Origin of the sequence: Chromobacterium sphagni (assembly GCF_001855555.1) — a bacterium.
Taxonomy (GTDB): domain Bacteria; phylum Pseudomonadota; class Gammaproteobacteria; order Burkholderiales; family Chromobacteriaceae; genus Chromobacterium; species Chromobacterium sphagni.
The window spans coordinates 1-14,454 of the sequence record NZ_MKCT01000032.1 but is presented as its reverse complement, the minus strand read 5'-3'; the positions used below and the strand labels follow the sequence as shown (position 1 = coordinate 14,454).

Sequence of the window (14,454 nt, the reverse complement as noted above, 5' to 3'; positions counted from 1 at the left end):
GTCGGCAGGGGCGCAAGACAAAGCCGCCAGGAGGGATCGCGGCGGCTTGGCTGGACGAGCGGAGGGAGTGCGGCGGGGAACTGGCCGGCCCTGTCAGGGCCGGCCGGGCTTCAGTCCATCTTGGAAAGGGTATCGAAGTTGCTGTGACAGCAATCTTCGAATTCCTGTTGCGGGTCTTTCAGCTTGATCTGGTAAGATTTGCCTTGCGCGGTGAGAATCAATTCCTTGTCGGTCGAGGTCTGGGTTCGGGGCATCAGGAACCAGCGCTGGCCTTTGCGCGAATTGGGCTGGGTGATGTAGATGGCTGTGAAGGGCGAGGCGTCGGAACTGATCGGGTCTTGCAGAGATACGCCGACCGGCGTCTGCCCAGGATTTCGATTCCCACCTTGGTGCCGTTGTTCTGCCGCAGGATGCGGCGAATGATGCCGAGCAGCAACGGGTGGCTTTCGGTTTTCACCAGGATCAACCGTCCTATCGCCAACTGCTCAATGGTTTTGCCGATGAAGGTCAGGCCCATGCCGGTGCTGCTGATATCATTGATGCGCCACTCGTCCCCTCGCTCGGCATCCAGCGAACCCACGTCCTGCACCTTGATCTGGAACGCTACCCGCTCAAAGCCGATCGAGACCTGAGCATTGGAGGTATGCAGCGAGCGCTCGGACTTGCGCAGGGATTTGCCGCCGTCGTTGGACCAGCGTATCGCCAGCTTTTCGCACAGGTCGGCCCATTCCTCCCGCTCCAGTTCGCAGCCTAGCGCTGCCAGCGACGAGGGGATGCGGCTGTCCAGATCGAACATCAGGTCGGCCAGGCGGCTGGTGATTTCGTAAGCCGACCAGTAGCGGTGCCATTTGCCGGCCATGCCGCGCAACATGGGCTGCGGCGGCTCGGGAATGGACAGGTTGTAGACGAAAATCGGACCTTCCTGCTGGGCCTGCTTGTCCAGTGGAATGTGCTGGCTGAGCAGCATCAACAGCTGGTCCACCGCGACGATTTCCTTGTGCAGCATGTTCTCGGTTTGCGCCAGATGCAGCATGCCGGCCTGGATCAGCAGGTGCTCGCAGCTGATTTCCTGGCGCGAGTCCTGATACATCAGGATGGGCGTGCGGGAAAATCCCGCGTCTTCGGCGTACGTGTAGAAGCGGAAGCCCTGTTGCCAGGCGGAGCCTTCCGGCTTCAGGTAGCGCAGCGCGTTCCAGGCGATCAGGCGCATCTGGTGATGCAGGCCGCGGACGGTGACCAGTTGCAGGTCGGATTGCGTTGCCTGGCTGGAGCCGGCCTTGTTCATCCGCAGGCAGATCTGGTACGCGCTGGATAATTCATGCCAGTAGGCCAGTATGGTGGGGAGATAGCCCTTGCTGCCGCTTTTCGACAGCAGATAATCCTGGCACAGCTGGTGGTGGATGCCGGCGGCCTTGTCGTCGACATAGAGCAGTGTTTTCACCCGCTCCTTTTGCGACATGTCGGTGTCGGCATTGATTTTGGATACAGCCTTGATGATTTCCACCACGGCGGTAAAGTACTCGGCCTGCGGCAGATCGCGTACCAAAAGGGTGGCCGACTGCGCCACGCCCGAGGCTGGCGTGTTTTTGCTTAGGAGTGAGCTGACTAGGGATTTGAAATCAAACATTGAGCCAACTTTTTCTGGGTTTATGTTCTCGTTTATATGTCACTATATCTTACGTCACGCGTTGACGATGGTGGAACCATAATCTCAAAATTATCCGACATGCCAATCAGCAAGCCATTTACTTTTCGTCTGCTTATACCAGTATTGTCCATTTCAGGCCTATTTGGTCTCCTGCCTGCGCATGCCGCCGATGCGCGGCAAGTGCCTGAAGGCGTTGGCGTTGTTCTGGGCGGCGGCGGCGCGCGCGGCTTTGCTCATCTGGGGGTTTTGAAGGAACTGGAGCGTTTGCGGATTCCGGTTTCCTGCATCGCCGGCACCAGCGCCGGCGCGCTGATTGGTGGCATTTACGCCAACGGCTTGCCGCTGGGCGAGATCGAGCGCGAATTCAACTCGGCCGACTGGGACCAGATGCTGTCCGGCAAGCCGGCCCGGCCCGATATCCCGTACGACCGCAAGCGCAATGACTACAAGAACTATCTGGATGTCAGCTTCGGCTTGAAGGATGGCGCTTTGAGAGTGCCGCGCAGCGCCATCAACTCCCAAGGCATCGAGCTTTACATTCACAAGCTGACCCGCGACCGCGACATCGACGATTTCGACAAGCTGCCGATCCCGTTCCGAGCGATTGCCGCCGATCTGAGCACCGGCGATGCGGTGGTGTTCAAGCAGGGATCGTTGACCCGGGCGCTGCGCGCCAGCATGGCGGTGCCCGGCGTGTTCGATCTGGTGGAGGACGATGGAAGGCTGCTGGTGGATGGCGCCATCGCCCGCAATGTGCCGGTGCAGGATGTGAAGGGGCGCTGCGCCAAGCAGGTGATCGTAGTGGACGTTGGTACGCCGCTGATGAAGCCGGAGGAAATCCAGACCCTGTTCGACGTGGTGGCGCAAAGCTCCAATCTGGCGGTGATGCGCAACGTCCAGGAGCAGATGAGGCTGTTGGACAAGAAGGATATCGTGATTCGGCCGGACCTGACCGGCTATGCCGCCACCTCCTTCGGCGATCATCGGGCGATTGTCGCCCGCGGCGAGGACGCGGCGCGGAAGATGGCCAAGCAATTGTCGGCTTATTCGGTATCGGAGGAGGAGTATGCGGCCTGGAAGAGCAAATTGCAGCGGCCGCGCTATCCGGTATTGGACGAGGTCAAGGTAGAGGGTAAGGACGGCGGCTTCACCAAGCTTTCCGCGCTGCGCGAATCGCTTGCCTTCCCGGGGCGGACGGTGCCGGTGGGGGCGGCGCGCGCGCGGCTGGCGGAAATCTTCACCAGCGGCGAGTACGACAAGCTGGGTTACCGCGTGGACAATATTTCCGGTCGCAACGTGATGACCGTGATGCCGATGGAGCGCAGCATCGGGCAGAATTATCTGCACTTTGGCCTGAACCTGAGCAGCGATACCCCCGGGGATAGCAATTTCACCTTGCGCGCCTCGCATGAGTGGGCCTCGCTGAATGACGCCGGCGGCTCTTGGCGCAACGATGTGGCCATAGGCCACGACAAGGGCATCAAGACCGAGCTGTATCAGCCTCTATGGCGCGGCAGCCCGGTATTTGTCGCAGCCTCGTTCGGTTACCAGCAGAAACCGTTCCAACTGTTCAACGATGATCACACCGTGTTCGCCACCTTCAAGGACAATATCCTTGAAACTCAATTGAATACGGGATTGGCTCTGGGCAAGTACGGCGAGTGGCGGGTCGGGATCTACAAGCAGGAGAACCGATTCACGCTGGCTCAGGGCGATCCGTTCGATCAGGACGCGCTGGCGTCCAACCAGTACCGCGATATCGGCGTGCAGAGCAGCCTGGTGGTGGATCAGTTTGACAATCCGCGCTGGCCGCGTTCCGGTTATTACTTCAACGGCAAGATCGGCGCCGGTTTGCCCAGCCTGGGCAGCGACGTCAATCAGAAGTTCTACGATGTCACTGGCGAGCTGGCGCATACCTATGGCGATATCACCGCGCGCTTCACCGCCAAGACCAAGGGCAGCGTCGATATCCGCTCCGAGGCGTTCATGCCGCAAAGTCTGGGGGGCTTCCTCAACCTCACCGGTTACCAGAGCGGCGAGTTGCTGGCCAGCCAGGTGGCCCTGGCGCGCTTGATGGTGTATTGGCGTGCGGCATCCTTGCCGGCGGTGCTGGGTTCGGGCGTGTATGCGGGCATGTCGCTGGAGGCCGGGCATCTGTGGGGGCAAACCTTCACCGATCAGTCTTCCGGGCGCTGGATTCCGGCCGGTTCGGTTTTCCTTGGCGCCGACACCATACTGGGGCCGTTCTTCATCGGCGTGGGCACGGCCCGCGGCGGCCAGTTGACCGGATACATTTATCTGGGCGTCGATTACTGATTCCTGGCACCGCAAACGCCCGGCAATGCGCGTCATTGCCGGGCGTTTTTCATTGCATCCGTCCGCGGCGGAGGGCGGGCAAGCGAAAACCGCCCGCGGGCGAGCCCGCGAGCGGTTTGGATGCAGGCCGGAGCAGACTCAGAAGAAGCGGTAGTCCACCGTCACGCCAACCGTGCGCGGCGCGCCGACCACGCCCAGGTTGTTGCTGCGGGACGCGATCTGGGCATACAGCACGCCGCGGTTGGTCAGGTTGTTGATGTAGGCGCGCACCCCCCAGCGGGCATCCTCGTAACCGGTGTTCAGGTTGACCACGGTGTAGTCGCCGGCCTTCAGGCTGGGGTCGTTGGTGATCTCCGAGTAATAGGAGCCGACGCGGTTCAGGCTGCCACCCACGTAGAAGTTGCGCGGCAGGCGTTGTTTGAAGCCCAGGTTGATGGTCAGGTGCGGCGCGTAGTTGAACTGGTTGCCCATGATGCCGGGGTTGGCGGCGTCGGTGCCGGTCACCTTGGTGTTCAGCAGGCCGGCGCCGGCGCTGACGGTCAGCGTAGGCGTCACCCTGGCCTGGGTCTCTACTTCCAGGCCGTAGCTTTCCCCCTTGGGAACATTGGTGAAGCGCGAGGCCAGGATGGCCTGGTAGCCGGTGTACTGGTTGAAGAAGGCGTTGGCGTTGAGGCTGACCCGGTTGTCCAGGAACGCGGAGCGGCTGCTCAGCTCGTAGGCGGTGACTTCTTCCTTGTTGTAGGTGTAGTACACATAGTTGTTGTCCAGGCCGGAGCCGCCGGCGTTGTAGCCTTTGCGGGCGGTCAGGCCCAGCGTGGTGTCCGGGCTGTAGCGGTAGCTCAGGCCGGCCTTGGGCAGGAACAAGGTTTCGCCCACGTTGTAGCTGGCCTGGTTTTGCGCGGCGGTATCCGGATTGAACAGGGTGTTGCGGCGCTGCATTTCGCGTTCCACCCGTCCGCCCAGATTCAGGCTCCATTTGTCGCTTAGCGCCAGCGTGGCCTCCCCGTAGAGCGCTTCGGTCTTGAGGCGGTCCTTGGCCAGCAGATTGGGGAACTGGAAGGTGCGCAGATTCTGGTCGCGGTCGTAGTGGTAGACGCCCATCATGCCGCTCAGCCAGCCGTTTTGCGGCGCATAGGCGAGCCGGGCCTCGAGGGTGTCGCTTTTCTCATCCAGGCGCATGTTCAGCGGCGGCGTGTCGGTGTCCTTGAACGCGCTGACATTGTCGGAATGGCCCAGCAGCAGATGGGCGCTCCAGGCGTCGTTGAACTGGTATTGCAGGTCGGTGCTGATGGTGTTGTTGAATGAATCCTGGTAGCGGGCCTGGGTGGACAGGCGATGGTACTGGTAGTCGAAGTAATTGCCGTCTACGTAGTTCAGGTATTCGCCCTTGTCCTTGCGGTGCGATACCGTCAGCTTGGCGCTGAAGCCGGGCAGGGCGCTGGGCTTCCACAGCAGTTTGCCGCGGTAGCTGCTGTGGTTGATCTGGGAGCCGTCCCAAGGCATCTGGCCCGGGTAGTCGATGAAGCCGTGCCCGTTCAGGCCTTCGGCGGTGACGCGGAAGGCCAGCTCGTCGGTGATCGGGCCGGAGACCATGCCAGCCAGCGTCGCCCGGCCGCCCTTGTCTTCGTAGCCGGCGCGCAATGCGCCCTCCCAGTCGAAGGTCGGGTCCTTGGTGTTGACCACGATGGCGCCGGCCATGGTGTTGCGGCCCTGGGTGGTGGACTGCGGGCCGCGCAGCACTTCGATCTGTTCCACGTCCCACGGGCTGGCGTCGACATAACGCTGGCCGGTCCAGCTTTCCGCCATGCCGTCCACCGTGGTGCTGACGCGTGGGCGCGAGCCGGAAACCAGGGTGTTGTAGCCGGTGCCGGGGCCGGTGCCTTCCACGCCGCGGATGTTGATGATGCCGGCGCCGTTGAGGGTGGCGTTGGGCGTGGCGGCCGCAGCGTCGTAGACGGATTTGGTGTCGCCGGTGTCCGCGTTGCGCAATACCGTTACCGCGGTGGTGGTGTCCTTCAGCGAGCGGTTGACCTTCTCGCCGGTGACGGTCACGGCGGGCAGCGCGGTGGCGTTGTCCTGCTGCTGGTCCGGGGCGGCGGCCAGGGCGGAGTGGGAGAGCGTCATGCCGCCTAGGCAGGCCAGAGCCAGCCTGGTTGCTTGTGCCAGCGTATGGTTTCGCGGAGTGTTTTTCATCTTCTGGATTTCCTCATTGTTATCGTTGTCAGCTCGACCTGTGGCTGTCCTGTGCGTCGTCTGGCTGGCGAGGAATCGTTGGCTATTGCGGCGGATGGAACAGGCCGGGTAGATGCTGGCCCGGAGTGATCATTGCGATCAATTGTTGCGAATGATAATATTTATCATTAACAATATGCAATTGGTTAAGCCAAGTTGTTGCTTCGCATGCGAACCGATAGTTCAGGCGAATGGAATAAATGGATGAAAATATGAAATTAAATCAAACGGCTGTGCAAAGTGCGGCATGGCTGCAACATCCGGAGGCGGGAGCGCCTCAATGGTGGGACAGGCTCGCCTCTGCCGGCGCGCCGCTGCGCGAACGGCTGCCGGACGGACGGGTGTGCGTGACTTTCTTGTGGCGCGACCCCGCCGGCGGGCCGGCAAATTCCTCCATCCAGCGGGTCTATGCCGACGTCAACTGCGTCACTGACCACCACTGCCCGCAGCCGCAGTCGCTGTCCCGGCTGGGAGACACCGACGTCTGGTGGTGGCAGACGGCGTTGCCGGCAAGCTGGCGCGGCAGCTACGCCTATATTCCGGTTGCCGCCGGGCAGGAGCCCCCGCTTCCGGATGCCGACGCCGGCCAGAGCCGCCTGCGCCATCGCCAATGGTGGCTGGGCATCATGGGACAGGCGGTGGCAGATCCGCTGAACCGCGCCGCCTGCTACCGCAGCGCTTGGGGCGCGCAACTGTCCGCGCTCCACCTGTGCGACGCGCCGGATCAGTCCGCCTGGCTGGCTTGGGATGAAAGCCGCCAGCGGGCCGACCCGCGCCGCCTGACGGAAATCCGCTGGGATAGTGCGCTCCTGGGCAAGGCGCGCCGGGTCTGGGTCTACCACACCGGCGCGGTGCCGCGCGAGCAATGGCGCGATAGGCCGCTCGCGGTGCTGCTGGACGGCCAGAACTGGGCGGAGCGCATGCCGGTGTTCGCCGCGCTGGACGAGGAGACCCGGCGCGGCAGCCTGCCGCCGGCGGTGTATCTGCTGGTGGACTCCATCGACGGCGACAACCGCGAGCAAGACCTGACCTGCAACGAGGTCTTCTGGCTGGCGCTGCAGCGCGAGTTGCTGCCGCAGGCGGCGCTGCTTGCGCCGTTCAGCGACGACGCCGGCCGCACCGTGGTGGCGGGGCAGAGCTACGGCGGCCTGGCGGCGATGTTCGCCGGCCTGAATTGGCCGCAACGCTTCGGCTGCGTGCTGAGCCAGTCCGGCTCGTTCTGGTGGCCCTATGTCGAGCTGCACGAAAAGGCGCGCGCCGCCGAAGGGCGCAGGCTGCCGGGCAGCCGCGGCCGCTTGACCGAGAGGCTGGAGGCGGGCGGGCTGCCAGCCGGCAGCCTCAAGGTGTTCCAGGAGGTGGGCAGCCGCGAAGACGTGATGGTGGACGTCAACGACAGCCAGCGCGCGGCATTGGAACGGGCCGGCCACCGGGTGCGCTACCAGACATACGAGGGCGGGCACGACTGGCTGTGCTGGCGCGGTGGCCTGCTGCAGGGGCTGGGCTGTTTGTGGCGGCCCTGGGCCGCACCCTAAAATAAACCAGAACCGCCCGATTGGCGAGATGGCCTCCGCGCAGCGCGGCAGCACCATATCGTCGCCAGGCGGCTCGCTTGCTGGAGTGTTCGCGATGAGCGCGGAGCAAACCAATCCTTTCGATGATGAAAGCCTTTCCTTCCTGGTGCTGGCCAACAACCAGGACCAGCACAGCCTGTGGCCGTCGCAGCTGGCGACGCCGGCAGGCTGGCGCGCGGTGTTCGGCCCCGACAGCCGCGGCGCTTGCGTGAGTTATCTCGACGCCAACTGGACCGACATCCGGCCGCGTTCCCTGCGCAGCGGCTAGGCCGCGCCTTTGCCGCATCCGACAGTTCCGCCCGCGCCATGGCCGCGGGCGCGGCCGACTGCGCGCGGCGCGCCGGCCGCCGTTTCCGATTACCCGCACTCAGGGATGCACCGAGTTGAATATTGAAACCAAATTTCACGCCGAAGCGCGCGAGCTGCCGCTGTTCGGTTCGCAATTGGGCATCTGGCTCGCCGATCAGATCGCCGAACAGGGCAACACCTACACTGTCGCGCATTGCGTCGAGCTCTGCGGCGCCATAGACGCCGCGCGCTTGAGCCTTGCCATCCGGCAAGGCCTGGCCGAGGCCGACACCGTCGTCGCCCGCTTTGCCGAAACGGCCGAGGGCCCGGCGCAATTCCTGCCAGTCGGCTTCGACGCCGCCGCGCTGCCGCTGCCGCAGTGGCAAGACCTGAGCGCCGAGGCCGAGCCGGAAGCGCTGGCGCGGCAATGGATGCGCGCCGATCTGGCCGCCGACCTGCCGGCGGACGGCGACCGTCCCTTGTATTGCCACCGGCTGTTCAAGCTGGCCGCCGGCGCCGATGAGCGCTGGTTCTGGTATCAGCGCTACCACCATGTTTGCGTAGACGGCTACAGTTTCGCCGCGCTGACCCGGCGCATGGCGGATATCTACCAGGCGCTCGGACGGGGCGAGACGCCGCCGCCGTCGCCGTTCGTTTCCTTCGACGAAGTGGCGGCCGAGCGCGACGCCTATCTGGCCAGTCCGCGCCACCAGGACGACCGGGCGTTCTGGCGCGATTACGCCGCCGCTTTGCCGGAGCCGATCTCCCTGTCCAGCCGCGAGCTGGCCGGCGCCGGCGCCGCCAACGTGGAGGTGCTGCGCAGCCGCTTCGAGCTGGGCGGCGAGGCCTTGCGCGCCTTGTCCGGCATGGCGGCGGGGCTGGGCGCGCCGCAGCTGGCGATGGCTGCGGCGTTTGCCTACTTGGCCCGGATGAGCGGCCGGCGGCGGGTGGCGCTGGGCGTGCCTTTCATGCGCCGCATGGGGTCGGCCGCGCTAGGCGCGACCGGCCCGGTGGTGAACGTGCTGCCGGTGGCGCTGGATGTGGACGAGCGCGCCGGCCTGGCCGCGCTGGCGCGCCAGCTGGCGGCCGAGCTGAAGCAGGTGCGCCGCCACGAGCGCTACGACGCCGAACAGATCCAGCGCGATAACGGCATGGTGGGCTCCGGCCGCGCGCTGTACGGCGCGACGCTGAACCTGAAGATCTATGACCAGTCGCTGCGGCTGGGCGAGGTAGCCGGCGTGACGCTGCCCCTGGCGGTGGGGCCGGTGGAAGACATCGAGTTCGGCATCTGGTGGCAGGGCGAATCGCTGGTGGTGGAGTTGAGCGCCAATCCGGCGCGCTACGGCGCGGAGGAGCTGAACTGGCACGCGCTGCGCCTGCAGGGCTTTGTGGCGGCGCTGGCTGGCGGCATGGCGCTGGGCGACGCGCCCTTGCAGGGGGCGGAGGAACGCGCGGCGCTGCAGCAGTGGTCGCAAGGGCCGGAGGTGGCGGCGCCGGCGGGCGTGCGCACCGCGCTGGACGTGTTCCTGCTGAGCGCCGCGCGATACGGCGGCGAAACCGCGCTGGTCTGCGGCGGCGACCGGCTGAACTATGCGGAATTGAGCGCGCGCGTCGCGCAACTGGCCCGCGAGCTGCTGAGCCGGGGCATAGGCGCCGGCAGCGTGGTCGGCATCGCGGTGCCGCGCGGCGTGGATTCGGTGGTGTCCATCCTGGGCGTGCTGGCCTCCGGCGCCGCCTTCCTGCCGCTGGACCTGGATTATCCCGCCGAGCGGCTGGCGCTGATGTGCGAAGACGCCGCGCCGGCGCTGCTGCTCGCCCATTCCGGCGCGCAGGGCGGGCTGCCGGATCTGCCGGCGCTGTGCCTGGACCTGGCGGAGACGCGCGCGCGGCTGGCGGCGCATCCCGCCCATCCGCTGGATGACGCGGAAAGATTGCGGCCGCTGGACGGCGCCAGCCTGGCCTACATGATCTACACCTCGGGCTCCACCGGGAAGCCGAAGGGTGTGATGATCGCCCACGCCAGCTTCCTCAACCTGCTGCTGAGCCAGCAGGCGGGGCTGTTCGGCGATTTCATCCGCGGCAAGGGCCGGCGCGTGCGCACCATGCAAACCGCCTCGCTGTCCTTCGACGGCGCGCTGGAGCAGCTGTTCTGGCTGCTGCTGGGCCAGGAGGTCCACCTGTGCGACGAGGAGCTGCGCCGCGACGCGCAGCAGCTGGTGGAGCTGGTGCGGCGCGAGCGCATCGACGAAATGGACGTGCCGCCGTCCTTGCTGCTGCAGATGCTGGAATGCGGCCTGATGGCCGAAGGCCAGCCGCAGCCGGGCATGGTGATGGTGGGCGGCGAGGCGGTGTCGCCGGCCTTGTGGAAACGCATGCGCCAGTACCACCGGCAGCTGCATTTCCACAATTTCTACGGCCCCACCGAATACACCATCTCGGCGTTGGGCGCGCCGGCGACGGCCGCCGAGGAGCCGGTGGTGGGCCGCCCGGTGGCCAATACCCGCGCGTTGGTGCTGGACGGCGCGCTGCGTCCGGTGCCGATAGGGGGGGCCGGCGAACTGTACCTGGCCGGGGCCGGCCTGGCGCTGGGCTATCTGAACCGGCCGGCGTTGACGGCGGCGCGCTTCGTCGCCAACCCCTTCGGCGACGGCGAGTTGATGTACCGCACCGGCGACCTGGTGCGCTGGAACGCGCGCGGCCAGCTGGATTTCATCGGCCGCACCGACCAGCAGGTGAAGGTGCGGGGCTTCCGCATCGAGATGGGCGAGGTTGAGCACGCGCTGGCCAGCCTGCCCGGCGTCAGCGCCGCGGTGGTGCTGGCCGAGCCGGTGGGCGGCAGCCACCGCCTGGTGGGCTACTGCACCATGGCCGAGCCTGGCCGGCATGCCGAGGAGGCGCTGCCCGCCGCGCTGCTGGCGCAACTGGCAGCAACCCTGCCCGATTACATGGTGCCGTCGGCGCTGGCGGTGCTGCCGCAATGGCCGGTCAACATCAACGGCAAGATAGACCGCAAGGCGCTGCCGGCCATCCGGCCGCAGAGCGCCGGAGCGGGGCGCGAGCCGGCCGGCGAAGCCGAGCGCCTGCTGTGCGCCGGCGTCGCCAAGGTGCTGAATCTGGCCGGGGCCGGCCCGGACGACGACTTCTTCCAGCTGGGCGGCGACAGCATCTCGGCGATGAGCCTGGGCACCGAGCTGCGCCGCGCCGGCTTCATGCTGCGCCCGCGCGAGGTGTTTGCGCGCCGCACCCCGGCGCGGATGGCCCAGGCCTTGCAGCCGCTGGCCGCGGCCTCCGCGGCGGTCGACGATGCGCCGGGTCCGCTGGGCCGGCTGCCCATTGTCGGCTGGTTCGCCGAGCAATACGGCCTGCATAGCCGCTTCGTTCAGGGCGTATGGCTGAAGGTGCCGGCCGGCTTGACCGCCGCGCAGCTGTCCTTCGGCCTGCTGGCCCTGCTGCGGGCTCATCCAGGCTTGCGCAGCCGCGCAGTTGACGGCCAGCTGAGCGCCGATCCGGCGCCGGCCGAGCTGGACGCGCGCATCCTGACGCTGGCGGAGCCGGACGCGGCGCCGGACCAGCTGTTCGAGGCCGCCAGCGCGCGGATGGACCCGGAGAACGGGCTGTTGCTGCAGGCGGCGCTGCAAACCGGCAAGGACGATGGCCGGCTGCTGCTGGCTATCCACCACCTGGCGGTAGACGGCGTGTCATGGCGCGCGCTGCTGCCGGAGCTGCAGAACGCGTGCGAAGCGGCGATGGCAGGAGAGGCCGCCAGCTTGCCGCGCGAGGACTTCAGCCTGCGCGACTGGGCGCGGACCCTGGCCGGGCAGGTGCCGGCGCGTCGCGGCGAGCTGGCGATGTGGCGCGGCATGCTGGCCGCGCCGGCCGACGCCTTGGGCAGCCGCCCGCTGGATGCGGGGCGCGACGTCCACGCCAGCGCGAGGCAGCTGCGCGTGCTGCTGGGCAAGGAGGCAGGCGCGGCGCTGCTGCAGCGGCTGCCAGCCGCTTGCGGCGCCACAGTGGAGGAGCTGCTGCTGGCGGCGCTGGCGCTGGCTTGCCGCGGAGAGTTCGACGCGCCGCGGCTGCGCTTCGGGCTGGAATCGCATGGCCGCCACGCGCCGGACGCCATTGATCTGGGCCGCACCGTGGGCTGGCTGACCGCCGAATACCCGGCCTTGTTCGACCTGTCGGCCTTGCCGGCCGGCGATGCGGCGGCGCTGGCGGCCTTGCGCGCGGTCAAGCGCGCGATGCGCGCCATCCCAGACCACGGCCTGGGCTATGGCGTGCTGCGCTATCTGGACGACGAGCACGGTCCGGTGCTGGGCGCGCTGGAGGCGCTGAACCGGCCGGCGCTGCTGTTTAATTATCTGGGCCGTTTCCAGGCAGGCGACGGCGAGTGGACGCCGCTGGCGGCCGGGGGCCGCTTCGCCGACGCCTTCGCGGTGGACATCGATCCGGCGCTGCCGCTGCAGTATGGCCTGGAGGCCAATGTGTTCGTCGACGAAGCCGGCGACGAACCGCGCGTGGCGGTCAACTGGACCTGGGCCGAGGCCTTGTTCGACGCCGCGGCCATCGAGCGGCTGGGACGGCGCATGGAGAGCGCCGTCGCCGCCTTGGCCGCGCTGGCCGCGCGCGACCCGCTCGCCGCCGCCGACACCCTGGTGGCCGCGGATACGCTGGGCGGCGACGGCGCGCCGCTGACCGACGCCGAGCTGGCGGCGCTGGTGGCGCGCCACGGGCCGCTGGCGGCGGCGTTGCCGGTGCTGCCCTTGCAGCAGGGCTTGTTGTTCCATGCCCAGTTGGGGGAGGCCGCCGGCAAGTACAACTCTATGACCCGGGTGACCTTCGAAGGCCCGCTGGACGCGGCGCGGCTGCGCGCCGCGCTGGCGGCGGTGCTGCGCCGACATCCGCAACTGGCCGCGCGCTTCGACAGCGAGGCGCAAGCCGAACCCTTGCAGCTGCTGCCGCTGGCCTTGCCGGAATGGCCGTGGCGCGAAGCGGATCTGGGCGAACGGGATGCGGCGGCCGAGGCAGAGGCCTTGCAGGCGCTGGAGCGCGAGGAACTGGACCGCGAATTCGCGGTGGGCGAGCCCGACGCAGGGCCCTTGCTGCACGCCATGCTGGCGCGGCATGGCGCGCGCCATACGCTGTTCCTGACCGCGCATCACCTGGTGGTGGATGGTTGGTCCACGCCTATCCTGCTGCGCGACCTGCTGGCCGCCTACGGCAATGGCCCGGAAGCGCTGGCGCCGCCCGGTGTCGATTATCCGGGCGTGGTGCGCGCGCTGGCGGCGCGCGACCTGGTTCCGGCCAGGCAGTTGTGGCGGCAGGCGCTGGACGGCGTCAAGCCGACGCTGCTGTTCGGCCAGCAGACTGCCGCGCCGGAAGTGCGGGAGCTGGAGCTGGTGCTGCCGCCGGCGCTGGAGAGCGCGCTGACCGAGCGCTGCCGCGAGCATGGGCTGACGCTGAACACCGCGATGCAGGGCATGTGGGGCGCCTTGCTCAGCCTGCTGACCGGACGCGACGACGTGGTGTTCGGCTCGCCGGTGTCCGGGCGCTTCAGCCCGGTGGACGGCGTGGACGAGCACATCGGCTTGTTCAGCAACACCATCCCGGTGCGGGTGCGCCTGCGGCCGGAGCTGCCGCTGTGGCGGCAACTGGCCGAACTGCAGGCGCGCCAGATCCAGCTGCTGGAGCACGACGGCCTGGGCCTGGGCGAAATCCAGCGTCTGGCCGGCGCCGCCACGCTGTTCGATACCTTGCTGGTGGTGGAAAACTACCCGGAGCAGGACATGCAGGCGCGCGACTATCTGGGCGCGCGCATCGCCGGCCTGCGCAACCGCGGCCATACCCACTATCCGCTGACGGTGCTGGCGCTGCCGGGCGATAGGCTGCGGCTGCTGATCGAATACCGCAATCTGGTGCGCGAGCCGGAACAGTTGGCGGAGCGGCTGTTGGCGCTGCTGGAGCATATGGTGCTGCAGCCGGACCTGCCGTGGTCGCGCTTTCAGCCGCTGACCGGCGCGGAACAGGGTCTGCTGCAGCGTGTCAACGCCACCGCGGCGCCGCTGCCCGACGCCACGCTGCCGGCGCTGCTGGCGGTCCAGGCTGAGCGGACGCCTGACGCGCCTGCGCTGCTGGATGGGACGCATGCGCTCAGCTATGCCCAAACCCGCGCCCAAGTGCACGACCTGGCCGCCAGGCTGCGCGCGGCCGGCGTGATGCCGGGCGACATCGTGGCGGTGGCGCTGCCGCGCTCGGTGCATCTGAGCCTGGCGCTGATGGCTGCGCAAGAGGCGGGCGCCGCCTATCTGCCGCTGGACACCGGCTACCCTGACGAACGTTTGGCCTATATGGTGGCCGACGCCAAGCCCAGCCTGATCATTACTTGCGCCGCGCTGGCGGAGC

The 14,454-nt window shown here is 67.2% G+C and carries 7 protein-coding genes; 4 read left to right on the top strand and 3 right to left on the bottom strand.

Annotated features, from left to right (window positions below):
• Positions 1 to 110: 110 nt before the first annotated feature.
• Together BI344_RS25350 and BI344_RS13705 are read right to left on the bottom strand one after the other, a co-directional pair.
• Positions 111 to 254 (bottom strand): hypothetical protein, encoded by a 144-nt coding sequence (locus BI344_RS25350; RefSeq protein ID WP_241499354.1) that lies wholly within the window; start codon positions 252 to 254, stop codon positions 111 to 113.
• The gene (locus BI344_RS13705) at positions 254 to 1,567 is read right to left on the bottom strand and encodes a PilZ domain-containing protein (protein WP_241499353.1); all 1,314 of its coding nucleotides are present in this window, start codon (positions 1,565 to 1,567) and stop codon (positions 254 to 256) included. Before BI344_RS13705 ends, BI344_RS25350 begins: the two co-directional genes overlap by 1 nt.
• 261 nt (positions 1,568 to 1,828) lie before the next feature.
• Between BI344_RS13705 and BI344_RS13700 the strand changes: the two genes are divergently transcribed.
• On the top strand, positions 1,829 to 3,964 hold the full coding sequence (locus tag BI344_RS13700) for a patatin-like phospholipase family protein (RefSeq protein ID WP_158021069.1): 2,136 nt from the start codon (positions 1,829 to 1,831) through the stop codon (positions 3,962 to 3,964).
• A 138-nt stretch (positions 3,965 to 4,102) separates the two neighbouring features.
• Here the strand turns inward: BI344_RS13700 and BI344_RS13695 are convergent, their stop codons facing one another.
• Positions 4,103 to 6,157, bottom strand: a complete 2,055-nt coding sequence (locus BI344_RS13695) for a TonB-dependent receptor (RefSeq protein WP_071113453.1) — start codon at positions 6,155 to 6,157, stop codon at positions 4,103 to 4,105.
• A 251-nt stretch (positions 6,158 to 6,408) separates the two neighbouring features.
• Between BI344_RS13695 and fes the strand changes: the two genes are divergently transcribed.
• The 3 genes from fes to BI344_RS13680 all read left to right on the top strand — a co-directional run.
• Positions 6,409 to 7,728 (top strand): enterochelin esterase, encoded by a 1,320-nt coding sequence (gene fes / locus BI344_RS13690; protein WP_071113473.1) that lies wholly within the window; start codon positions 6,409 to 6,411, stop codon positions 7,726 to 7,728.
• A 94-nt stretch (positions 7,729 to 7,822) separates the two neighbouring features.
• Positions 7,823 to 8,035 carry an MbtH family protein gene (locus BI344_RS13685; protein ID WP_071113472.1) on the top strand — a complete coding sequence of 71 codons (213 nt, stop codon included), beginning with the start codon at positions 7,823 to 7,825 and terminating at the stop codon, positions 8,033 to 8,035.
• Positions 8,036 to 8,150: 115 nt separating this feature from the next.
• Positions 8,151 to 14,454: non-ribosomal peptide synthetase (locus BI344_RS13680; RefSeq protein WP_241499352.1), on the top strand; the 6,304-nt coding region annotated here is incomplete at its 3' end.

Excerpts from the sequence above, each read along its gene's own strand:
- fes (WP_071113473.1), top strand. The coding sequence starts at position 6,409 with ATGAAATTAAATCAAACGGCTGTGCAAAGTGCGGCATGGCTGCAACAT.
- BI344_RS13695 (WP_071113453.1), bottom strand. The coding sequence starts at position 6,157 with ATGAAAAACACTCCGCGAAACCATACGCTGGCACAAGCAACCAGGCTG.
- BI344_RS13685 (WP_071113472.1), top strand. The coding sequence starts at position 7,823 with ATGAGCGCGGAGCAAACCAATCCTTTCGATGATGAAAGCCTTTCCTTC.
- BI344_RS25350 (WP_241499354.1), bottom strand. The coding sequence starts at position 254 with ATGCCCCGAACCCAGACCTCGACCGACAAGGAATTGATTCTCACCGCG.